This window comes from Diaphorobacter sp., from assembly GCF_050251835.1.
In the GTDB taxonomy this organism is placed as follows: Bacteria; Pseudomonadota; Gammaproteobacteria; order Burkholderiales; family Burkholderiaceae_C; genus JBFXIE01.
In genome coordinates this window covers 1-20,949 of sequence record NZ_JBFWLZ010000033.1, presented here as the reverse complement: position 1 = coordinate 20,949, position 20,949 = coordinate 1, and the positions used below count along the sequence as shown (strand labels likewise).

General features: G+C 64.0%; 20 protein-coding genes and 2 tRNA genes. 8 read left to right on the top strand and 14 right to left on the bottom strand.

The genetic code is table 11. The annotated features are described in order from the left end of the window. The first annotated feature begins 18 nt into the window (after positions 1–18). Together AB7E35_RS11435 and AB7E35_RS11430 are read left to right on the top strand one after the other, a co-directional pair. Complete coding sequence (locus tag AB7E35_RS11435) at positions 19–411, top strand: STAS domain-containing protein (protein ID WP_428164379.1); 393 nt, start codon at positions 19–21, stop codon at positions 409–411. Positions 412–442: 31 nt separating this feature from the next. Then, a complete protein-coding gene (locus AB7E35_RS11430; RefSeq protein WP_428167588.1) occupies positions 443–1,540 on the top strand; it encodes an NAD(P)-dependent alcohol dehydrogenase in 1,098 nt (365 codons plus the stop codon). A gap of 141 nt (positions 1,541–1,681) precedes the next feature. On the opposite strand, the gene AB7E35_RS11425 is transcribed toward AB7E35_RS11430, so the two are convergent. From AB7E35_RS11425 to AB7E35_RS11415, 3 genes are all read right to left on the bottom strand, one after another. Then, positions 1,682–2,341: a nitroreductase gene (locus AB7E35_RS11425; RefSeq protein WP_428163307.1), complete on the bottom strand. Its 660-nt coding sequence runs from the start codon at positions 2,339–2,341 to the stop codon at positions 1,682–1,684. 277 nt (positions 2,342–2,618) lie between these two features. Beyond that, a complete protein-coding gene (locus tag AB7E35_RS11420) occupies positions 2,619–2,963 on the bottom strand; it encodes an RnfH family protein (protein WP_428163305.1) in 345 nt (114 codons plus the stop codon). Then, positions 2,956–3,396 carry a type II toxin-antitoxin system RatA family toxin gene (locus AB7E35_RS11415; protein WP_428163304.1) on the bottom strand — a complete coding sequence of 147 codons (441 nt, stop codon included), beginning with the start codon at positions 3,394–3,396 and terminating at the stop codon, positions 2,956–2,958. Before AB7E35_RS11415 ends, AB7E35_RS11420 begins: the two co-directional genes overlap by 8 nt. Before the next feature lie 150 nt (positions 3,397–3,546). On the opposite strand from AB7E35_RS11415, the gene smpB reads away from it, so the two are divergent. The 4 genes from smpB to AB7E35_RS11395 all read left to right on the top strand — a co-directional run bounded on the left by smpB (position 3,547) and on the right by AB7E35_RS11395 (position 5,887). Beyond that, positions 3,547–4,020, top strand: coding sequence for an SsrA-binding protein SmpB (gene smpB / locus AB7E35_RS11410; RefSeq protein ID WP_428163303.1), 474 nt, complete (start codon positions 3,547–3,549; stop codon positions 4,018–4,020). 95 nt (positions 4,021–4,115) lie between these two features. Then, entirely contained in the window at positions 4,116–4,481 is a 366-nt protein-coding gene (locus AB7E35_RS11405) for a COG4315 family predicted lipoprotein (protein ID WP_428163302.1), read from the top strand. Between the two features lie 16 nt (positions 4,482–4,497). After that, positions 4,498–5,022, top strand: coding sequence for an RNA polymerase sigma factor (locus AB7E35_RS11400; protein WP_428163301.1), 525 nt, complete (start codon positions 4,498–4,500; stop codon positions 5,020–5,022). Between the two features lie 19 nt (positions 5,023–5,041). Continuing rightward, positions 5,042–5,887: an anti-sigma factor family protein gene (locus AB7E35_RS11395; RefSeq protein ID WP_428163300.1), complete on the top strand. Its 846-nt coding sequence runs from the start codon at positions 5,042–5,044 to the stop codon at positions 5,885–5,887. On the opposite strand, the gene AB7E35_RS11390 is transcribed toward AB7E35_RS11395, so the two are convergent. The 10 genes from AB7E35_RS11390 to rnr form a co-directional block, all read right to left on the bottom strand. Beyond that, positions 5,838–6,929 carry an enoyl-CoA hydratase/isomerase family protein gene (locus tag AB7E35_RS11390; RefSeq protein WP_428167587.1) on the bottom strand — a complete coding sequence of 364 codons (1,092 nt, stop codon included), beginning with the start codon at positions 6,927–6,929 and terminating at the stop codon, positions 5,838–5,840. The genes AB7E35_RS11395 and AB7E35_RS11390 overlap by 50 nt on opposite strands. A 223-nt stretch (positions 6,930–7,152) precedes the next feature. Then, the gene (gene typA / locus AB7E35_RS11385) at positions 7,153–8,982 is read right to left on the bottom strand and encodes a translational GTPase TypA (RefSeq protein ID WP_428163298.1); all 1,830 of its coding nucleotides are present in this window, start codon (positions 8,980–8,982) and stop codon (positions 7,153–7,155) included. Then, positions 8,979–9,980 carry a tRNA pseudouridine(55) synthase TruB gene (truB, locus tag AB7E35_RS11380; RefSeq protein WP_428163297.1) on the bottom strand — a complete coding sequence of 334 codons (1,002 nt, stop codon included), beginning with the start codon at positions 9,978–9,980 and terminating at the stop codon, positions 8,979–8,981. Before truB ends, typA begins: the two co-directional genes overlap by 4 nt. Further along, positions 9,977–10,354 (bottom strand): 30S ribosome-binding factor RbfA, encoded by a 378-nt coding sequence (gene rbfA / locus AB7E35_RS11375; protein ID WP_428163296.1) that lies wholly within the window; start codon positions 10,352–10,354, stop codon positions 9,977–9,979. Before rbfA ends, truB begins: the two co-directional genes overlap by 4 nt. Before the next feature lie 12 nt (positions 10,355–10,366). Further along, a complete protein-coding gene (gene infB, locus AB7E35_RS11370; protein ID WP_428163295.1) occupies positions 10,367–13,237 on the bottom strand; it encodes a translation initiation factor IF-2 in 2,871 nt (956 codons plus the stop codon). A gap of 24 nt (positions 13,238–13,261) precedes the next feature. Beyond that, positions 13,262–14,746 (bottom strand): transcription termination factor NusA, encoded by a 1,485-nt coding sequence (gene nusA / locus AB7E35_RS11365; RefSeq protein WP_428167586.1) that lies wholly within the window; start codon positions 14,744–14,746, stop codon positions 13,262–13,264. 92 nt (positions 14,747–14,838) lie between these two features. Then, a complete protein-coding gene (rimP, locus tag AB7E35_RS11360) occupies positions 14,839–15,429 on the bottom strand; it encodes a ribosome maturation factor RimP (protein WP_428163293.1) in 591 nt (196 codons plus the stop codon). Positions 15,430–15,585: 156 nt separating this feature from the next. Then, positions 15,586–16,029 carry a thioredoxin family protein gene (locus AB7E35_RS11355; protein ID WP_428163292.1) on the bottom strand — a complete coding sequence of 148 codons (444 nt, stop codon included), beginning with the start codon at positions 16,027–16,029 and terminating at the stop codon, positions 15,586–15,588. A 96-nt stretch (positions 16,030–16,125) separates the two neighbouring features. Next, positions 16,126–16,881, bottom strand: coding sequence for an SDR family oxidoreductase (locus tag AB7E35_RS11350; RefSeq protein ID WP_428163291.1), 756 nt, complete (start codon positions 16,879–16,881; stop codon positions 16,126–16,128). A 52-nt stretch (positions 16,882–16,933) separates the two neighbouring features. After that, a complete protein-coding gene (gene rnr, locus AB7E35_RS11345) occupies positions 16,934–19,228 on the bottom strand; it encodes a ribonuclease R (RefSeq protein WP_428163290.1) in 2,295 nt (764 codons plus the stop codon). 19 nt (positions 19,229–19,247) lie between these two features. Between rnr and AB7E35_RS11340 the strand changes: the two genes are divergently transcribed. Further along, positions 19,248–19,332: transfer RNA gene (locus tag AB7E35_RS11340), tRNA-Leu, on the top strand. A gap of 212 nt (positions 19,333–19,544) precedes the next feature. Further along, positions 19,545–19,629 (top strand) — tRNA-Leu (locus tag AB7E35_RS11335). Positions 19,630–19,675: 46 nt separating this feature from the next. Here AB7E35_RS11335 and AB7E35_RS11330 read toward each other — a convergent pair. After that, positions 19,676–20,644, bottom strand: a complete 969-nt coding sequence (locus tag AB7E35_RS11330; RefSeq protein WP_428167585.1) for an IS1595 family transposase — start codon at positions 20,642–20,644, stop codon at positions 19,676–19,678. Positions 20,645–20,949 lie beyond the last annotated feature (305 nt).

Below are 20,949 nucleotides of genomic sequence, written 5' to 3'. Positions count from 1 at the left end.
CCCCGGCTTCGGCACACCATGCCGTGCAGCCCCCCTGCATCACCCGACACTGCGCCGCTGCCGGCGCATGCCGCCACCCGGTCTGCCCGCTGGGGCGGCACGCTGGCGGCTGGCCTGGCCATTGCCGGCATGCTGGTGCCCGAGGCCGTGGTGCTGAGCGTGGAGTCCAGCGACTACCTGGACGTGACTGCCCTGGAAGCCCTGCAGGAGCTGCACGCCCATCTGGCACGCCGCGGCCTCGCGCTGCTGTTGGCGCGCATCAAAGACCCGCCGCGCGCTGCGCTGGAGCGCGTCGGCCTGACGCAGATTCCGCTGTACTGGAGCGTGGACGACGCAGTCCGCGCTGCCACGGCGCCCACATACCCCACGGAAACCTTCAACATTGGCAAGACCAGCCCGGGACAGGCTTAAGGTGGCATCTTCCACACCCAAGGAGCCGCCCATGACTGCCATGATGAAAGCCGCCGTCTTCGTTGAAAAAAGCCGCATCGAATTGGCCGATAAGCCGGTTCCCGACGTAGGCCCCAACGACGCGCTGATCCGCATCACCACCACCACCATCTGCGGCACCGACGTGCACATCCTCAGGGGCGAGTACCCCGTGGCACAGGGCCTGACGGTAGGCCACGAGCCCGTGGGCGTGATCGAGAAGCTGGGCAGCGCCGTGGTCGGCTATGCCGAAGGCCAGCGCGTGATTGCCGGCGCCATCTGCCCCAACTTCAACAGCTACGCCGCGCAAGACGGCTACCCCAGCCAGGACGGCAGCTACCTGGTGCCCCGCGGCCTGTGCGGCTGCCACGGCTACAAGGCCACCGCCGGTTGGCGCTTTGGCAACCTGATCGACGGCACGCAGGCCGAATACGTGCTGGTGCCCGACGCCCAGGCCAACCTGGCGCCCATCCCCGATGGCCTGACCGACGAGCAGGTGCTGATGTGCCCCGACATCATGTCCACCGGCTTCAAAGGCGCGGAAAACGCCAACATCAAGATTGGCGACACCGTGGTGGTGTTTGCGCAAGGCCCGATTGGCCTGTGCGCCACGGCGGGCGCACGCCTGCTGGGCGCCACCACCATCATCGCCGTGGATGGCAACGACCACCGCCTGGGCATCGCCAAAAAAATGGGCGCCGACGTCACGCTGAACTTCCGCAACGTGGATGTGGTGGACGAGGTCATGAAGCTCACCGGCGGCAAGGGCGCCGACAGCTCCATCGAGGCGCTGGGCACGCAGGCCACCTTTGGCCAGGCCATGAAGGTGCTGAAACCCGGTGGCACGCTGTCCAGCCTGGGCGTGTACTCGGAAGACCTGTCGATTCCGCTGGCGCAGTTTGCCGCCGGCCTGGGCGACCACACCATCCGCACCGCCCTGTGCCCCGGCGGCAAGGAGCGCATGCGCCGCCTGATGAACGTGATAGCCGCCAACCGCCTGGACCTGGGCGTGATGGTCACGCACCAGTACAAGCTCGATGACATCGTGGCCGCCTACGACCTGTTTGCCCACCAGCGCGACGGCGTGCTGAAAATCGCCATCAAGCCCTGAGCGGGGTGATAGCCTGCTGGTTTTGGGTCCAATCAACCTCCAGCCCTTGCTTTAAAAGCGCAAGCAGCTATTAAATCAGGAGCAAAAAAGGCTGCCGACCGGCAGCCTTTTTTACGCTCTGCGCCCGGCGGGCGCCCGCCCTCAGAAGCCGCGCAGTTCGGCCCACTCTTCAAACGGCGCGCGGCTGGCCTGCCATGTGTTGATGGGCGCCTGCTTGTCTTCGTAGCCCAGCGCCACGCCTACGCCCACACAGTAGTTTTCCGGCAGACCCAGGTGCTGCGCCAGAGCGCTGTCGTAGCGGCGCCAGAAACCCTGGGCGCAGGTACCCAGGCCGTGTTCAACGGCCAGCAGCATCAGCGATTGCAGATAAATGCCCAGATCCATCCACTGCGGCAGGCCCATGCGCTTGTCCACACAGATGAACAGACCCACCGGGGCGCCAAAAAACTCGGCATTCTTGGCCAGTTGTTCCAGCCGCGCGGCCTTGTTGTCGCGCGGAATGCCCAGGCTGCGGTACAGGTCTTCGCCATTGGCAAAGCGGCGCGAGCGGTAGGGCTCCCACAGGTCAGGCGGATACGACAGATTGTTGGCATAGGGCTCGGGCTCGGCCTGGGCGACTGCCTGCAATGCCTGCGCAAGCGGCTCGCCGGTCAGTGCCAGCACGCGCCAGGGCTGCACGTTGCCGCCCGAGGCGGCGCGGGCGGCGCCTTCGATGAGCGCGCGAACAATATCCGCGCTGGGTGCCTGGGGCAAAAACGCCCGCACCGAGCGGCGCTGGCTCAGTGCCTGGGTCACGTTCACAAGGGTCTCGCTTTCTTCAATCAACGGTCATCTCCTCATCTTGTCTGTATATGGCGTGGTTAATGGCCCGCGGCGCACGCGGGCCATTCTTGCGCTGTGCCCGGGTTGTGAGCCAGATGATTGTAGGAGGCCATCCGGCGCACCGGCGCTTGCCTGGCCTGCGCACAGATGACAGCTTTTTGCCTGGACACACTGGCCGTTTCCAATGCGCGCCGGGCGCGGCTTTGGTGCTGCCCGGGTGTCTGCGCGGCAGGTGCCCGCAGGTACCGGTCACGCATCAGTAACCCGCCTTGGAGCCTGGCCTTCGCTTGGCAAACAGGCCCGCCGCACGCGCCCCCTGGCTGGCGAAACGCTGGCGTCGCGCCAGCTTGGGATCCACGGTCAACGGGCGGCAGCATTCGACGCGGTCGCCGTCGTGCAACTGCTGGTTCGGCCTGGCTGCCCTGCCCCACACGCCACAGGACAGGCGCCCCTCATGCACGTCAAGGCCGCAGGCGCGCAGCGCATCGGTCACGGTGGCGCCCGCGGGCAGCTGCAGTTGCCATTCACGTACCTGCGCGGGCCGCAGTGACGCAGCCACCGTGACGTGCAGCACGCCAGCCCTGCCGGGTTCTTCAGCCATAGACCTCTTCGGCGCGCTTGATGAAGGCATCAATGAAAGTGGCGGCGATGCGGTCGAACACAGGGCCCACCAGGGTGGCCAGCGCCCGGCTGTCAAAACCGTAGTGCAGTTGCAGCTCGACCCTGCAGGCGCGCTGCGTGCCGTCGCCCACCGGGTGAAAGCGCCAGTCGCCATCCAGCCGGGAAAAAGGCCCTTCGACCAGCTCCATCTTCACGCGCCGCCCCGGCTCGTGCGTGTTGCGTGTTACGAAGGATTTGCGCAGACCGCCCAGGGCAATACCCACCTGCGCCTTCATGCCATGCTCACCGCGCTCCAGCACGCTGGCGCGGTCACACCAGGGCAGAAACTGCGGATACTTTTCCACGTCCGTCACCAGGGCGAACATTTCTTCAGGGCTGTACCAGATCAGGACGGACTTGTTGACGGTTTTCATGAAGACAGAGGCAATCGGTTGGGCCTGAGCAGGCCCTCATCCGGTGCAAAGGCGGCGGCCGCAACATGCGCCCGGCCTAAAATCGAGGGGCGAGACGACAACAATTGTAGGGAAGGCTTGATCTTCCGGTTTGCGCCGCATCTATTCACCATGGCCACAAAACCTGATACATCGTCACGCATCGCCGACAACAAAAAAGCGGCATACAACTATTTCTTCGAAGAACGCTACGAGGCCGGCATGGTGCTGCACGGCTGGGAAGTCAAGGCGCTGCGCGAGGGCAAGGCACAGCTGACCGACGGTTACGTGGTCATCAAGGACGGCGAGCTCTACCTGATCGGCTGCCAGATCAACCCGCTCAAGACGGCCTCCACGCACGTCAACCCCGACGCCACGCGCATCAAGAAGCTGCTGCTGCACAAGGAAGAAATCAAGCGTCTGATCGGCAAGGTGGAGCAAAAGGGCTACACGCTGGTGCCCCTGAACCTGCACTGGAAGGACGGCCGCGCCAAATGCGACATCGCCCTGGCCAAGGGCAAGGCCGAGCATGACAAGCGCGACACCATCAAGGAGCGCGAGGGCAAGCGCGAGGTGGAGCGCGCCATGAAAAGCCGCCACCGCTGATTTTTTTGCGCGGGGTTGGAATAAACGCCCCGGCGACGGTGTTTATCTCTGCGTCCGGCCGCACCTTCGACGGCCGGCGCTTACTGGAGAACACCATGACCAAGCTCAGTTCCCTGCTCGCCGCGCTGGCGCTCGCTGGCTGTTATTCGATGTCGCCCGCGCAGGTCGGCACCCAGGGTGGCGTGCTCGTCGGCCCCAATGGCATGACGCTCTACACCTTCGACAAGGACGTGGCGGGCAGCGGCCAATCGGCCTGCAACGGCCCCTGCGCCACCAACTGGCCGCCCCTGACGGCCACCAGCGCCCCCAGCGGCGAAGGCTACAGCCTGATCCAGCGTGGCGACGGCAGCAAGCAGGTGGCCTACAAAGGCAAGCCGCTGTACTACTGGGTCAAGGACAGCAAGCCCGGCGACAAGACCGGCGATGGCGTGAACAACGTGTGGCGTGCCGCCACGCCGTGAGCGCCACAATGCGCCCATGAACCGCGCCCAGATCGTGGAACAACTGCCCGGGCTGCGCCGCTACGCACGCGCGCTCACCGGCAACGCCTGGGCGGCCGACGATCTGGTGCAGGACACGCTGGAGCGCGCCTGCCGCAAGTGGCTGCTGTGGCGCTCCGGCAGCGACCTGCGGGCCTGGCTGTTCACGCTGATGCACAACCTGTACCTCAATCAGCGCCGCGCCACGGTGCTGGTGCAGGCGCTGGATGCAGAAGCCCTGGCCGCCGTTGCCGACAGGCACGACGGCTCCCGCGAAACCGCCCTGGATCTGGACCGCTGCCTGCAACGTCTGCCGCCCGAGCAGCGGGCCGTGCTGCTGCTGGTCACGCTGGAGGACATGGCGTATGCCGACGTGGCCCGCGTGCTGGACGTTCCGGTGGGCACGGTGATGTCGCGGCTGTCGCGCGCCCGCGCGCGGATGCGCGAGCTGATGGAAGCGGCGCCCACCACCACCCAGCCCTGCGGCGCAGGCGCGCCCGTTGCGTTGCGCCGCATGAAGTGAAGCGACTCTTGAACTTGCCATGAAGCCCGACACCATCCGCCCCGCTGACGACGCCCCGCTGCACGCCCTGGCCGACGAGCGGCTGTCGCCCGCCGACGCGCAGGCACTGCGTTCGCGCCTGGATCTGCCACAGCAGCAGTGCGTCGATGCCTGGGCGCGCCAGCGCGCACAACTGCAGGGCCTGCACGCCGACTGGCTGCAGCAGCCCGTGCCAGGCGCCATGGCGCAGGCGGCAGAACGCTTGCAGGACGCACGCAACAGCCAGCGGCAGTGGGCACATTGGGGCGGCATCGCCGCTGGCTGGCTGATCGCCTTTGGGCTGGGCTGGGGCCTGCATGGCGCGCGCGGCCCGGACTCCCACCTGGCCACGGCCCCCGCGCCCCAGTTGTTTGCGCAGCAGGCAGCCGTGGCCCATGCGGTCTTCCAGCCAGAGCAGCGCCACCCGGTGGAGGTGCCGGCAACGCAGCAAGACCACCTGGTGCAGTGGCTTTCCAAGCGGCTGGCGCGGCCGCTTTCTGTGCCGCAGCTGCAGGCGCAGGGTTTCGAATTGATGGGTGGGCGCCTGCTGCCCGGCGCCAGCGGGGCGCGCGCGCAATTCATGTACCAGAACGCCGCGGGGACACGCATCACGCTGTACCTGGGCGCGCTCGATGGTGAAGGCCATGCCGCTGCCGCGCAGGCCACGGCCTTCCAGTTCCACGACGAGGGGGCTGTCTCCAGCTTCTACTGGGCCGACCAGGGCTTCGGCTATGCCCTCAGTGGCCAATTGCCGCGGCCGGCGCTACAGGCGCTGGCCGCGGCGGTGTACTGGCAGATCAGCGCAGCGCCGCCAGCGGGTGCGAATGTGCCGGCCAGGGGCTCTTGAAGAAGGCCTGCACCAGCGCGGGTTCCACGTCCTCGATGCGCGACGGGTTCCAGCGCGGGCTGTGGTCCTTGTCCACCGCCAATGCCCGGATGCCCTCGACCGTCTCGCTCTGGCCGGGGCGCAGGTAAAAGCAATGGCGCACCATGTCGCGCTCCATGCGCAGATCGTCCGCCAGCCCCATGCCGCGCGCGCGGCGGATCTGCTCCAGCACCACATGCAGCATCAGCGGCGAGCGCTTGCGCAGCGTGGCGGCCGTGGCGCGCTCCCAGTCGTCGTGCGACTGTTCCAGCGCGGCGATGATGGCCGGCACGTCGTCCAAGGCGAAATACTGGTCAATTTGCCCTCTAGCGCTTACGGAGCAAGCGCCAGCAGCTACAAACTTTGAAGCCACCCATTGCTGCACGGCCGCGCCATCGGCAAACGATTGGGATGCCAGCCCCTCCCACACCGCCGCCTGCTGGTCTGCTGGCAAGAAGCCGTCCGCCAGGCCGAAGGCAAGAGCGTCGGCCGCGCCGATGGTGTCGCCCGTGAGGGCCAGCCATTCGCCCACGCGGCCGGGGCAGCGCGAGAGGAAGTAGCCGCCACCCACATCAGGGAACAGGCCGATGGCCGTCTCGGGCATGGCCATCTTGGTGCGCTCGGTCACGATGCGCAGCGTGCCGCCCTGGCTGATGCCCATGCCGCCGCCCATGACGATGCCGTCCATGAAGGCGATGTACGGCTTGCCGAAGGTGTGGATCAGGTGGTTGAGGGCGTATTCCTCGGTGAAGAAATCCTCCAGCTGCGGATTGCCCGTGCTGCCTGCGGCGTGCAGAAAGCGGATGTCTCCCCCCGCGCAAAAGGCGCCAAAAGGCCCCTCGCGGCCGTTGCCGCGAATGGCCACGGCCAGCACCTTGTCGTCATGCTGCCAGGCCAGCAGCGCCGCCATCAGGTCGCGCACCATGTCCAGCGACAGGGCGTTGAGCGCCTTCGGGCGGTTCAGCGTGATGCAGCCCACCTGGCCGCGCACTTCGGTCACGACTTGCGCCGTCATCTCCGTCATCGTTGTTCCTTTGATCCAGTCAGTTAGAAAACCGGCGCACCTCTCAACAGCGCCTTCTTTGCAAGCCCGGGCAGGATTTGCACCGGGCCCGCGCGTGCCGGATGGTAACGGCTGGCGCAGTGCCCCGGGCCGAAAGCACACAGGGCGAGCGCTCCTTGCGGAAGCTGCTCGCCCTGTGTGTGCCGTGGCCGGCTGGCGGCCACCATCAGACCCTGATCAGGTGTTACGCACCCTCGCGGCTGGCGCGCTTGCGCTCGTGCTCCTTGAGGTGGCGCTTGCGCAGGCGGATGCTCTTGGGCGTGATCTCGACCAGCTCGTCGTCCTCGATGAATTCCACGCCGTATTCCAGCGTGAGGTCGATGGGCGGCGTGATCTTGATCGCGTCTTCCTTGCCGCTGACGCGGAAGTTGGTCAGCTGCTTGGTGCGCGTGGCGTTCACCACCAGATCGTTGTCGCGGCTGTGGATGCCGATGATCATGCCCTCATAGACCGGGTCGCCGGCGCGCACGAACATGCGGCCACGGTCGTCCAGCTTGCCCAGGGCATAGGTGAAGATTTCACCGTCGTCCATGGAGATCAGCACGCCGTTCTTGCGCCCGCCGATGTCGCCCTTGTGCGGCTCGTAGCTGTCAAAAATGTTGCTGATGAGGCCCGAGCCGCGCGTCAGGTTCAAAAATTCGTTGGTAAAGCCGATCAGGCCGCGCGCCGGGATGCGGTATTCCAGACGCACGCGGCCACGGCCGTCGGGTTCCATGTTGACCAGCTCGCCCTTGCGCTCGCCCAGCGCCTGCATCACGCCGCCCTGGTGGCCTTCCTCGATGTCGGCGGTCACCAGCTCGATGGGCTCGCAGCGCACGCCGTCGATGTCCTTGAACACCACGCGGGGCTTGGACACGGCCAGCTCGTAGCCCTCGCGGCGCATCTCTTCCAGCAAGATGGTCAGGTGCAGTTCACCGCGGCCGGACACTTCAAAAATGCCGTCCTCGTCGGTCTCGCGCACGCGCAGGGCCACGTTGGAGCGCAGCTCTTTTTGCAGGCGGTCCCAGATCTGGCGGCTGGTGACAAACTTGCCCTCGCGACCTGCCAGCGGCGAGGTGTTCACGCAGAAGTTCATCGTCAGCGTGGGCTCGTCGATCTTGAGCATGGGCAGCGGCTGGGGGTTGGCCGGGTCGGTGATGGTCTCGCCGATGCCGACGTTCTCGATACCGTTGATCAGCACGATCTCGCTGGGGCCGGCCTCGCTTACCTGCACGCGATCCAGGCCCTGGAACTGGTGGATCTGGTTGATGCGGCCTTTGTAGCTGGCGCCATCGGGCCCTGCCATGACCAGCACGTCCTGACCGGCCTTGAGCGTGCCCTGGGTGATGCGGCCCACGCCGATACGGCCCACGAAGGTGGAGTAGTCCAGCGCCGACACCTGCATCTGCACCGGCGCGCTGGGGTCGCCCTGAACCGAGGGCACATGCTTGAGAATGGTCTCGAACAGCGCCGACATGTCGGGGCCCCACTGCTCGCCGGGGTTGCCCGGCTCCAGCGCGCTCCAGCCGTTGATGCCCGAGGCATAAACCACGGGGAAGTCCAGCTGCTCGTCGGTCGCGCCCAGCTTGTCGAACAGGTCAAAGGCGGCGTTCACCACGTAGTCGGGGCGCGCGCCGGGCTTGTCCACCTTGTTGACCACCACGATGGGCTTGAGGCCCAGGGCCAGGGCCTTCTTGGTCACGAAGCGCGTCTGGGGCATGGGGCCTTCCTGCGCGTCGATCAGCAGCACCACGCCGTCCACCATGGACAGGGCGCGCTCCACCTCGCCGCCAAAGTCCGCGTGGCCGGGCGTGTCAAGGATGTTGATGTGCGTGCCGCCCCAGCTCACGGCGCAGTTCTTGGCCAGGATGGTGATGCCGCGCTCGCGTTCGATGGCATTGCTGTCCATCACCGTGTCCACGACTTTCTCGTGCTCTGCGAAGGTGCCGGACTGGCGCAGCAGCTGGTCCACCATGGTGGTCTTGCCGTGGTCAACGTGGGCGATGATGGCGATATTGCGGATTTGTTTGCTCATAGCGTTGTTGCTTCCAATGTGCCGCGTTCAGCCCGCGGCGAGCTCTCCAGAATTTGTTGAATTTCGAGGGGGCTGAGAAGCCGGTCTGGAATCAGCTCTCCACCTTGCACATGCCCTACGCCCAGCAGCGCGCGCGGGCGCGCGCCAAACACGGCCACCGCCGGCGCGTCGGGCCAGGGGCCGCGCCGACGCATGCCGGACAGAAAACGCCCGGCATTGTCTTCGTCCAGCGTGACAGCCTTGTGCTGCGCCAGCAGCGTGTCCACCGGCTGCACGCAGGCCATGCGCGCGTCCTCGTCCATGTCCTGCAGCGCTTGCAGGGTGACGCAGCGCTCCACGCCCAGGCCACCCGTGTCGATGCGGCGCAAAAACGTGAGATGCGCGCCGCAACCCAGGGCCTGGCCGATGTCTTCGCCCAGGGTACGGATGTAGGTGCCTTTGCTGCAAGTCACTATTATTTTTATAGCCGTCTGCGCCTGATTTACCTGGGCTAAAGCCAGTTTCAGTGCATAAATGGTGACGTCACGCGCCTCGCGCTCCACGGCTATGCCGGCGCGTGCGTATTCGTATAGCGCCTTGCCGTCTTTCTTGAGCGCGCTGTGCATGGGCGGCACCTGGCGGATGGGGCCGGTGAACTGCGCCTGCACAGCCGCCAGGCGTTCGGGCGTGAGCCGGGCAGGATCGACTTGGCGCTGCTCCAGCACCTCGCCTTCCGCGTCGCCCGTGGTGGTGGTGGTGCCCAGCAGGGCGATGGCCTCGTAGGTCTTGGGCGCGTCCAGCTGCAGCTGGCTGAACTTGGTGGCTGCGCCAAAGCACAGCGGCAGCACGCCGCTGGCCAGCGGGTCCAGCGTGCCCGTATGGCCGGCTTTTTCGGCGCGCAGCAGCCACTTCACCTTTTGCAAGGCGTCGTTGCTGGACAGTCCCAGGGGTTTGTCGAGCAGCAGCACTCCGTGCACCGGGCGCCGCTGCACCCGGATGCGGGGAGCGCGTGCGGTCATGGCTGGTCGTCGTCTTTGGAACGGGAAGCCACAGCACGCGCGATCAATGCATTCATGTCGGCCGCCTTTTCAGTGGTGCGGTCGTACACGAAGTGCAGCGTGGGCACTGTGTGGATGTGCAGGCGCTTGAACAGCCCGTTGCGCAGAAAGCCGGCGGCCTGGTTCAACGCTTCTTCCGAAACCTCGCCGTCGCCCACCAGAACGCTGAAGAACACCTTGGCGTGCGCGTAATCGGGCGTCACCTCGACACCCTGCAGGGTCACCATGCCGATGCGCGGGTCTTTGAGGTCGCGCAGCAGCTCGGTGAGGTCGCGCTGGATCTGATCCGCGACCTTGAAGCCGCGGTTGGGCGTGGAGGATTTCTTGGCAGCCATCTCGTCGTTGCCTTACAGCGTGCGCGCGATTTCCTTGATTTCAAAGAACTCGAGCTGGTCGCCTTCCTTGATGTCGTTGTAGTTGCGCAGCTTGATACCGCATTCAAAGCCTTCCTTGACTTCCTTGACATCGTCCTTCAGGCGGCGCACCGACTCGACCTCGCCCGTGTAGATGACCACGTTGTCGCGCAGCAGGCGGAACTTGCAGTTGCGCGTGACCTGGCCGGACGTGATGTACGAGCCCGCCACGGTACCGATCTTGGAGGCCACGAACACCGTGCGGATCTCGGCAGTGCCCAGTGCTTCCTCGCGCTGCTCGGGTGCCAGCATGCCGGACATGGCCGCCTTCAACTCATCGACGGCGTCGTAGATGATGTTGTAGTAGCGGATGTCCACATCGTTGCCCTCGGCCGTCTTGCGCGCGCCAGCGTCGGCACGCACGTTGAAGCCGATCACGATGGCCTTGGAGGCAATCGCCAGGTTCACGTCGGACTCGCTGATGCCACCCACGCCCGCATACACCAGCTGCACCTTGATCTCGTCCGTAGAGAGCTTGAGCAGCGACTGCGCCAACGCCTCCTGGGAGCCTTGCACGTCGGCCTTGATGATGATGGGCAGGTACTTGACCTCGCCCGCTGTCATGTCGGAGAACACGCTCTCCAGCTTGGCGGCCTGCTGCTTGGCCAGCTTGGTATTGCGGAACTTGCCCGCGCGGTAGGTGGCGATTTCACGGGCGCGACGTTCGTCGGACAGCACCATGAACTCATCACCCGCCTGGGGCACTTCGGACAGGCCCTGAATTTCGACGGGAATGGACGGACCGGCAGACTTGGTCACGCGGCCGTTTTCGTCCGACATGGCGCGCACACGGCCAAAGGTCTGACCGGCCAGCACCACGTCGCCCACCTTGAGCGTACCGGACTGCACCAGCACCGTAGCCACGGGGCCGCGGCCCTTGTCGAGCTGCGCCTCGATGACCAGGCCCTTGGCCATGGCATCCACGGGCGCCTTGAGTTCCAGCACTTCGGCCTGCAGCAGCACCTGCTCCAGCAGTTCGTCGATACCCATGCCGGTCTTGGACGAAACGGCAACGAAAGGCGAATCGCCACCGTATTCCTCGGGCACCACCTCTTCGGCAACCAGCTCCTGCTTGACCTTCTCGGGGTTGGCCTCGTGCTTGTCGGCCTTGGTGATGGCGACGACGATCGGCACCTTGGCGGCCTTGGCGTGCTTGATGGCCTCGCGCGTCTGGGGCATCACACCGTCGTCGGCAGCGCACACCAGAATCACGATGTCGGTGGCCTGCGCGCCACGGGCACGCATGGCCGTGAAAGCCTCGTGACCCGGCGTGTCCAGGAACGTGACGATACCGCGCGGTGTCTCGACATGGTAGGCACCGATGTGCTGCGTAATGCCGCCCGCCTCGCCCGGCGCCACCTTGGCGCGGCGAATGTAGTCCAGCAGCGAAGTCTTGCCGTGGTCTACGTGGCCCATCACGGTGACAACCGGGGCGCGCACGAGCGCCTCTGCCTGCTGGCCGGAGACTTCCTCGGCGGTGAAGGCCTCGGGATCGTCCAGAGCTGCCACGATCGCCTTGTGGCCCATCTCTTCCACCACGATCATGGCGGTGTCCTGGTCCAGCGGCTGGTTGATGGTGACCATCTGGCCCATCTTCATCAACGCCTTGATCACCTCGGACGCCTTGATGGCCATCTTGTGGGCCAGTTCGGCCACGGTGATGGTCTCCGGCACATGCACTTCGATGACGCGGAACTCGGCAGGCGCCTGCTGCTGGTGCTGATCGTCGCGGTCATTGCCACGACGGCCCCGGGGACCGGCACGCCAGTTGCTGCGGCCCACGCCACCGCTGCTGTCGCCGCGGGTCTTGATTTCTTTTTTCTTGGTGGCGTCGTTTGCCCAGCTGGAGGACAGCTTGGCCGACTTCACTTCCTTGCCGCCGCCGGGTGCAGCCGCAGCCGCAGCGCCGGAACGGGCACCCACGCCTCCACCCGTACCGGTGGCCGGCTTGTGCAGCGTGCCCTTTTTGGCATCAGCCGCAGCAGCGGGTTTGGCGACAGGCTTGGGCTCTTCGGGCTTCTTGGCCACCAGCACCTTCTTGGGGGCAGCCATCATCGCGCGGATAGCCTCTGCCTCAGCCAGCGCCTTGCGGCGGCGCTCATCCAGATCCGCAGCGCGCGCAGCCTCCTCGGCGGCACGCGCCTTGGACTCTGCCTCGGCTGCGGCCCGCGCCTCAGCCTGCGCCTTGGCGCGCGCCTCAGCCTCGGCAGCGGCCTCGCGCTGCGCCTCGGCACGTTCAGCGGATTCCTGCGCCTTCTTGTCGGCCTGCTGCGCAGCGTAGGCGGCGGCGCGCTCCTCTGCCTCGCGTTCGCGCCGTTCGCGCTCCTCACGCTCGCGCCGCTCGGCCGCCAGTTCTTGCTCTTGGCGGCTGATCGACTCTGCCTGGCGACGCGCTTCTTCCTCGCGCCTCACCAGCTCCATGTTCTGCACGGAGGATTCTTGCGAATCGGCCTCGGCCTCGATTCCGGCCTCTTGCTCATGACCTTGCGGGACATCAACAGCGTCATCGCGCTTGATGAAGGTGCGCTTCTTGCGCACTTCCACCTGGATGGTGCGGGCCTTGCCGGTGGCATCGGCCTGCTTGATTTCGCTGGTGGACTTTTTCACCAGGGTGATCTTCTTGCGATCACCACCCGCAGTGCCATGGCTGGCCTGCAGATAGGTCAACAGCTTCTGCTTGTCTGCCTCATTGAGCAAATCAGACGCGGTGGCCTTGGCCACCCCTGCGGACTTGAGTTGATCCAGCAAAGTCTCGGGCGATTTTTTGAGTTCTGCAGCGAACTCTGCAACGGTGTTACTCGACATATTGTGTTGAAACCTCCCTGACCTTTACTCTTGACCCGTAAACCAATGCTCACGCGCCTTGATGATCAAGGCCTTCGCTTCTTCTGCCGACTGTCCCGTCAGTTCGGTCAGCTCGTCGATGGCAAGATCAGCCAGATCGTCTCGTGTTTGCACCCCGCCCGCAGCCAGCTTGGCAATCAGCTCGGCGTTCAGGCCTTCGAGGTCACGCAAATCCTGCGACACGCTTTCCACGCTTTCCTCGCGTGCAATTTCCATCGTCAGCAGCGCATCCTTGGCGCGGGCGCGCAGCTCGTTGACGGTGTCTTCGTCAAAGCTCTCGATCTCCAGCATTTCCTGCAGCGGCACATAGGCCACTTCTTCGAGGCTGGCAAAGCCCTCTTCGATCAGGATGTCGGCGATCTCCTCATCCACATCCAGCTTTTCCATGAACAGCTTGCGGGCCGCATTCGTTTCGTCGGCCTGCTTTTGCGCCGATTCGGCAGCATCCATGATGTTGATCTTCCAGCCAGTCAGGTCAGAGGCCAGGCGCACGTTCTGGCCGCCACGGCCAATCGCGATCGCCAGGTTTTCCTCGTCCACCACCACATCCATGGCATGCTTTTCCTCATCGACCACGATCGAGGACACATTGGCCGGCGCCAGCGCGCCGATGACAAACTGGGCCGGGTCTTCAGACCACAGCACGATGTCCACGCGCTCGCCAGCGAGCTCGTTGGTCACCGCGTTGACCCGTGTGCCGCGCACGCCCACGCAGGTGCCGATCGGGTCAACCCGCTTGTCATGGGAGAGCACCGCAATCTTGGCGCGGCTACCCGGGTCACGGGCGCAGCTCTTGATCTCCAGCAGGCCCTGCTCGATCTCGGGCACCTCGTTGCGAAACAGCTCGATCATGAATTCAGGTGCCGAGCGCGACAGGATGATGGGCGCCCCACGCAGCGTGAGATCCACATCCATGATCATGGCGCGCACGCGGTCGCCGTTGCGCAGGTTTTCCTTGGGGATCATCTCGCTGCGGCGCAAACGGCCTTCAACACGGCCGCTCTCGACGATGATGTCACCCTTGTCCATGCGCTTGACGGTGCCGGTGAAAATCTTTTCACCACGGCTCATGAAGTCGTTGAGCAGCATTTCGCGCTCGGCGTCGCGGATTTTTTGCAAGATGACCTGCTTGGCGGCCATGGCGCCAATGCGGCCGATGGGCACGGACTCCACCGGCTCCTCGATGTACTCGTCCACCTCGATATCGGGAACGCGTTCACGGGCATCCATCAGCAGCTCTTGAGCATCCGGGTTTTGCAGCCCAGCGTCGTCCGGCACCACCAGCCAGCGGCGGAAGGTTTCATAGTCGCCGCTATCGCGATCAATGGATACGCGGATATCCACGTCGCCCTGGTACAGCTTTTTCGTGGCCTGCGCCAGTGCGGACTCCACTGCACCCAAGACCACATCGCGCTCCACGTTCTTTTCACGCGAAATAGCCTCTACCAACATCAACAATTCGCGATTCATGCGACGACTCTCCTGTTTCTCAATCCCTGGCTTCTCGATTCTTGGCGGGCCATCTGGCAATGACCGCCGCTTGTGTCTCTGGCTTTCGGCCTTCAGCCCTCAACGCCGGGCCCGGCCGATCGCCCCTTGAAGTCAACGATGGGGGCGAGCCGCGCTTCGCGCAACTCATCCAGCTGAAAGCCCAGCACCTGCAGTGGTGGGGGAACGCGCTTTTTACTCACGCGCTGCCCGGGCTTCACCGGCGGCTCGTCACTCCAGACAATCTGCCAGCCACCTGACTGGACGCGCTCCAGCGTGCCACGAAACTTTTTGCGATTGGCGTGTACCTGCCCGCCTGCAGCCGCACCCAGGGGCTCCTTGAGGGTGATGTCGATCACCATACCCTCGAAGCGCGTGAAGTCCTGCTCGTTGCGCAGCAGACGGTCGATACCTGGGGAAGACACCTCAAGGCGCTTGTAGTCAACCCCATCGACCTCCAGCGCAAACTGCAGCTGACGCGTGACCTTTTCGCAGTCCTCGACCGTGATGAACTGCTCTGCCGCGGCAGCTTCGCCTTGCTGCGCTGCAGGCGCCCAGATCAAATCAATGGTGATACGCAGCAAGCCCCCTGCGGAGCGCTCGATCTCCACCAAGTCATAGCCCAACCCGGCCACGGTTTGTTCAACGATTTGCTGCAATGCCACGTGTGTGCGCTCTATCCAGTTCCAATCAAAGCACGCAACCAGTCTCACAACCAGCTGCGAACCTCAAGTCCAAAAACAAACGCCCAAAAAAAACGGGCGGTGAGTACCCGCCCGTTTTCGTTTTGGTCGTGAGCCGCGGATTGTATCTGCTAACCCTCATGGATGCAAAGACCCGCGGCCTGCTGCCGGCAAAAGCCCCGTGCTGGATGACCTGCTTGCTGCAATTCGGTGAAAAAGCGCCTGCGCCTGCGCGTCGGCCACAACCGCTGGATCACTCTGCAAGCCCTGGAGCATGCGATCGAGTACCTTTGCCTGGGGTGGCACCGGCCCCAGAAACCGCGCCACATGGCCGTCAGCGATCAAAACCGTGGGAAATGTCTCCACATCGATGCTGCCCACCAGTTCTTCTTCATCCTCAACATCCACCCATTCAAACCGCACCTGGGGCCATTTGCCTGCAAGCTCTTCGAATGCGCTGCGGTATTCGCGGCACACACCGCACCATTGCGCGCAAAGGGTCACCACCCACCATGTATGAGGTTCAGGCGCCGTCACTGGTGACGGCGCCGGGGATCGCGGCGATGTCAATTCAATATCCATACGAGTCATCTTTCACAACCCCGTTGGCCGCACCCGGGCTGTTTCGCATTGAGCCGGAATACGCCAATGGAGCCGACATTGCCGATTCAGCACGGGTCAGCCTCTTCCGACAAACGGCATTTTCGTCGCCATCACGGTATGGAACATCACATTGGCCTGCAGCGGCAGGTTGGCCATGTACAGGACAGATTGGCCCACGATGGCAACATCCATCATGGGTTCGACTGTCATCTCGCGATTGGCTTGAAGCGCGCCCTGCACCATGCGCTGCGCCAGTTCGGTTTGCGCATTGCCCACGTCGATCTGGCCCACGGCGATATCGTGCTGGCGCCCATCCAGGCTGGCAGCCTTGGTCAGACCCGTCACCGCATGTTTGGTGGCGGTGTAGGCAATGGCGTCGGGGCGCGGCGAGTGCGCGGATATGGAGCCGTTGTTGATGATGCGTCCACCGCGCGGCGACTGCGCCTTCATGACACGGAAGGCCTGCTGGATGCAGAAAAACATGCCATTCAGATTGATGTCCACCACATTTCTCCATTGCTGCACCGACAAGTCCTCCAGCGGGATTGCTGGCGCCCCCACGCCTGCGTTGTTGAACAGCAAATCCAGCCGTCCAAACTGCTGCACCGCACGCTCAAACAAGTGGCGCACGGCGTCAGGGTCTGTCACGTCCGTGGGAATCACCAAAGCCCGATCGCCGGCATGCGACTCGCCTGCAACTTCATGCAAGGGCTGCTCGCGCCGCCCCGCCAGAGCCACGCTCCAGCCGTCGCGCAGCAATTCCAGCGCTGCAGCCTTACCAATGCCAGAGCCCGCACCGGTGACGATGGCGATCTTTGAAACTTTGCTCATTGTGGGTCGGTTTATTTTCAAGTTTTGAAAACGGACGATTGTCCGCCTGCGGTCAACCGCGCGAACGGCCCCTCTTGCCTGCTGCCTTGGCCGCGCCGGACTTTTTGCTGGTCGGCGTTCGACCAGGCGTTTTTTCCTTGCGGGCCCGGCGGTTGTCTGTCTTGGCAAAGTCACCGGCAGGCGGCGCCTGCCGGTCGCGAGACTCCGGCGCGGGCACACGTTTGGTCACATCCCGCACCTTGGGGTTCTTGGCAAGTGACGCGTCATCGGACTCATGAATCAGCCGGAAGTCAATCTTGCGGCCATCCAGATCCACGCGGCTCACCTGCACGCGCACTCGCGCACCAATGGAATAGCGAATGCCGGTGCGCTCGCCTCGCAACTCCTGGCGCGCCTCGTCGAACTTGAAGTATTCGCCGCCCAACTCCGTGATGTGCACCAACCCTTCGACGTAAAGCGCATCCAGGGTCACGAAAATGCCGAAGCTCGTCACGGCACTGACAACGCCGCCGTACTCCTCCCCCAGGTGTTCGCGCATGTATTGGCACTTGAGCCACGCTTCCACGTCGCGGCTGGCCTCGTCGGCCCGTCGCTCGTTGGCGCTGCAATGCAGCCCCGCAGCTTCCCAGGCCTGGGTTTCCTGAATGCTTATCGGACTGGCCTTGCGCGGGCGCACGTTGGGCTCTGCCGCCTTGGATGCCAGGCGCTTGGCCAATTTGAACTGCGCCTCTCCCGGCGTGGGTAGCGCCGGCAAGGCGTATTTGGTGCCCCCCAGGATGGACTTGATGACACGGTGCACCAGCAAGTCCGGGTAGCGGCGGATAGGACTGGTGAAATGCGTGTACGCCTGAAACGCCAGTCCGAAGTGTCCGCTGTTGATCGGCGTGTAGATCGCCTGCTGCATGGAGCGCAACAGCATCGTGTGGATCTGCCGCGCGTCGGGCCTGTCCTTGGTGGCATCGGCAATGGCCTGGAACTCTGTCGGCCGGGGATCATCGCCGATAGACATGCCCACCCCCATGGCCTTGAGGTAGGCACGCAGGATTTCCTGCTTCTCCGGGGTCGGGCCCTCGTGCACACGGTACAGACCGGGGCGGCCAGCCTGCTCGATGAAATCCGCGCTGCAGACGTTGGCGGCCAGCATGGCCTCCTCGATGAGACGGTGGGCCTCGGTGCGCACGCGCGGCACGATTTTCTCGATGCGGCCGTTGTCGTCGCATACGATCTGGGTTTCGGTGGTTTCAAAATCCACGGCGCCGCGCACCTGCCTGGCAGCCAGCAAGGCGCGATAAACATCGGCCAAATTGAGCAAGTCACCCACCCGCTCCTGATGCCTTGCAGCCTCCGGCCCTCGCGTATTGGCGAGCACGGCGGCCACCTCGTTGTAGGTAAACCGCGCGTGGCTGCGCATCACGGCCGGATAGAACTGGTAGGCATGAATCTCGCCCTTGGCGGTGATCATCATGTCGCACACCATGCACAAACGCTCGACGTGCGGATTCAGAGAGCACAGGCCGTTCGAGAGCTTTTCCGGCAGCATGGGGATGACGCGCCGCGGAAAATACACGCTGGTAGCGCGGTCGTAAGCATCGACGTCGATGGGGCCGCCGGTCTCCACGTAATGACTCACGTCAGCAATGGCCACCAGCAGACGCCACCCCTTGGTGCGGCCAACCTTGGTAGGTACGCAATAGACGGCGTCGTCAAAATCCCTGGCGTCCTCGCCATCGATGGTGACCAGCGCAATGTCCGTCAGGTCAACCCTGTGGCGCTTGTCATGGGCACGTACTTTGTCAGGCAAGGCCTTGGTCTGCGCCAGGCAAGCCTCAGAAAACTCATGCGGCACGCCATATTTGCGCACCGCAATTTCGACCTCCATCCCGGGGTCATCCACCTCCCCCAGCACCTCGACCACGCGCCCCACTGGCTGTCCGAACAACGCCGGCGGCTCGGTTAGCTCGACCACCACGACCTGCCCGGCAGAGGCTGCGCCGATCGCACCCTTGGGGATCAGTACGTCCTGGCCATAGCGTTTGTCTTCGGGGGCAACCAGCCAGACCCCGCTTTCCTGAAGCAGTCGGCCAATGATGGGCTGCGGCGGTCGCTCCACGATCTCGAGCACACGCCCCTCAGGCCTGCCGCGCCGATCCTGGCGCACGATACGCACCCGCACATGGTCCTTGTGCAAAACCGCGCGCATCTCGTTGGGTGGAATGTAGATATCGGCTTCGCCATCGTCGCGAATGACGAACCCATGCCCATCCCGATGACCTTGCACGCTGCCTTCGATTTCATCCGAAGCGATCTGCGCTGCCGATGGGCTTGTGAGATTTTTTTTGATATACAATTTGCGACTTTCCTGAAATGCCCAGGTGGCGGAATTGGTAGACGCACTAGTTTCAGGTACTAGCGAGTAACATCGTGGAGGTTCGAGTCCTCTCCTGGGCACCAAGTTTAACGAGAAGCCACCGTGCTTCAGTATCAGAGCCGCTTCAAACGAAGCGGCTTTTTTGTTGCTGCGCCCAGCCTGGGACAGACTATGCAAATGGCGCCACAAGAAAACGGCAGGGACATCACAAGGATGTCGCAAAAGACTGTCAAAAAAATAATGCTTTTCCTTTTGTCGTCGCAGAAAGTAGCTACAATTGCTGCTTCCCTGAAATGCCCAGGTGGCGGAATTGGTAGACGCACTAGTTTCAGGTACTAGCGAGTAACATCGTGGAGGTTCGAGTCCTCTCCTGGGCACCAAACAATCATGAAAGCCGTTGATTTACATCAACGGCTTTTTTATTGGCTATGTTCCCATTGAGTGTGGAAAGACGCCGATAGCCGCGCGCAGCAAGGCTTGCGGCGTAGGCAGGCGCTGCGTGTCCAGGGCCCGCCGCCAGCCGAGATAGTTGGTTAGGTAGCGTGTGGCCACGCCGTGAAACCGGCGCAGCCACTGGCGCAGGCGGCTGTGATAGGCATTGACGTTTTGTACGTGCAACGCCCCTCTGACGCGAACGCCGTGCGCGAGATTCACGGCTTCATGCGTGATGCCTGCCTCGGCGGCAAAGGTGCGGTACGCGGCATTGGCATCGCTGACCAGCAGCGCATCGTCGTAGAGTGCCGGCTGCAGGTACTTGTGCAGCTGCACCTTGGTCACCGGACCTGTCCCTGTCACGAAGTCCAGCGTCTGGCCCATGCGATCGCGGGCGATGAGCACGCACACCTGCTCGTGCGATAGTCCCCGCTTGCGGGCCGATCCTCCACGCTTGCGCGCAGCGCGCACCAGCGTGCGGGCCCCCTTGTTCGATTCCAGCAGATAGGTTTCGTCGGCCTCTGTGATACCGCTCAAATGCGCAGGGCGATCCTGCCTGGCCCCCTGCAGGAAACGGTGGCGCCAGCGAAAGCTCGTGTTGCGATGGATGGCGCAGGCCTTGGCCGCCTGGCGCACGGTCTGAGATTGCAGCATGCACTGCAGATAGTCCAGCCACTTGGCCTTGAGGCGCAGGCGCGCCAAGGGCGTACCGGTCAGTGCATTGAAGGTCTTGCCGCAGGCCTTGCAGCGGTAGCGCGGCAGGCCATGCGCTTGGCCGTGGCGATACAGCCGAGTGCCAGCGCAGTGCGGGCAGCAGGCATTGCCGTCCAGACGGGCTTGAATGATGTGCAGTGCTTGCGCTGAGTCCGACGGCGGACGCAACGCCTGCTTCAGCGCTTCGCGCTGTTCAGGCGTCAGCCGACCCAAGGCGGCAAGAAGCCGCTCGAAGGCGTGTGAGTCCATCGAAGTCTCCCGATAGCCTTACATGGAGGATTCGACAGCAAGGCTGCGGAAACGTTCAACACTTTACGAGAACATAGCCTTTTTATTTGCCCTTACGAACCGCCCGGTTGTTGCCAGTGTTGTTCAGCAGTGCGCGGCAGCAGCGCATGCTGCTGCCGGACTCAAAAAACGCTTTTATCTCTTGAGCAAAACCTTGAGCACGCCTTGCAGGCGGCGCGCACTGGCTTCGTCGCAGGCACCGGCAAAAACCAGCGCCGCATCCTGCGCCCAAGTCTGCGCAGGCGCAGGATCGTGGCGGCGAGTGA

What these genes read in the sequence shown, in the direction of transcription:
- AB7E35_RS11435 (WP_428164379.1), top strand. Translation starts at nt 19, where the DNA reads ATGCCGTGCAGCCCCCCTGCATCACCCGACACTGCGCCGCTGCCGGCG.
- AB7E35_RS11430 (WP_428167588.1), top strand. Translation starts at nt 443, where the DNA reads ATGACTGCCATGATGAAAGCCGCCGTCTTCGTTGAAAAAAGCCGCATC.
- AB7E35_RS11420 (WP_428163305.1), bottom strand. Translation starts at nt 2,963, where the DNA reads ATGGCTGAAGAACCCGGCAGGGCTGGCGTGCTGCACGTCACGGTGGCT.
- AB7E35_RS11415 (WP_428163304.1), bottom strand. Translation starts at nt 3,396, where the DNA reads ATGAAAACCGTCAACAAGTCCGTCCTGATCTGGTACAGCCCTGAAGAA.
- smpB (WP_428163303.1), top strand. Translation starts at nt 3,547, where the DNA reads ATGGCCACAAAACCTGATACATCGTCACGCATCGCCGACAACAAAAAA.
- AB7E35_RS11405 (WP_428163302.1), top strand. Translation starts at nt 4,116, where the DNA reads ATGACCAAGCTCAGTTCCCTGCTCGCCGCGCTGGCGCTCGCTGGCTGT.
- AB7E35_RS11400 (WP_428163301.1), top strand. Translation starts at nt 4,498, where the DNA reads ATGAACCGCGCCCAGATCGTGGAACAACTGCCCGGGCTGCGCCGCTAC.
- AB7E35_RS11395 (WP_428163300.1), top strand. Translation starts at nt 5,042, where the DNA reads ATGAAGCCCGACACCATCCGCCCCGCTGACGACGCCCCGCTGCACGCC.
- AB7E35_RS11390 (WP_428167587.1), bottom strand. Translation starts at nt 6,929, where the DNA reads ATGACGGAGATGACGGCGCAAGTCGTGACCGAAGTGCGCGGCCAGGTG.
- typA (WP_428163298.1), bottom strand. Translation starts at nt 8,982, where the DNA reads ATGAGCAAACAAATCCGCAATATCGCCATCATCGCCCACGTTGACCAC.
- truB (WP_428163297.1), bottom strand. Translation starts at nt 9,980, where the DNA reads ATGACCGCACGCGCTCCCCGCATCCGGGTGCAGCGGCGCCCGGTGCAC.
- rbfA (WP_428163296.1), bottom strand. Translation starts at nt 10,354, where the DNA reads ATGGCTGCCAAGAAATCCTCCACGCCCAACCGCGGCTTCAAGGTCGCG.
- infB (WP_428163295.1), bottom strand. Translation starts at nt 13,237, where the DNA reads ATGTCGAGTAACACCGTTGCAGAGTTCGCTGCAGAACTCAAAAAATCG.
- nusA (WP_428167586.1), bottom strand. Translation starts at nt 14,746, where the DNA reads ATGAATCGCGAATTGTTGATGTTGGTAGAGGCTATTTCGCGTGAAAAG.
- AB7E35_RS11355 (WP_428163292.1), bottom strand. Translation starts at nt 16,029, where the DNA reads ATGGATATTGAATTGACATCGCCGCGATCCCCGGCGCCGTCACCAGTG.
- AB7E35_RS11350 (WP_428163291.1), bottom strand. Translation starts at nt 16,881, where the DNA reads ATGAGCAAAGTTTCAAAGATCGCCATCGTCACCGGTGCGGGCTCTGGC.
- AB7E35_RS11330 (WP_428167585.1), bottom strand. Translation starts at nt 20,644, where the DNA reads ATGGACTCACACGCCTTCGAGCGGCTTCTTGCCGCCTTGGGTCGGCTG.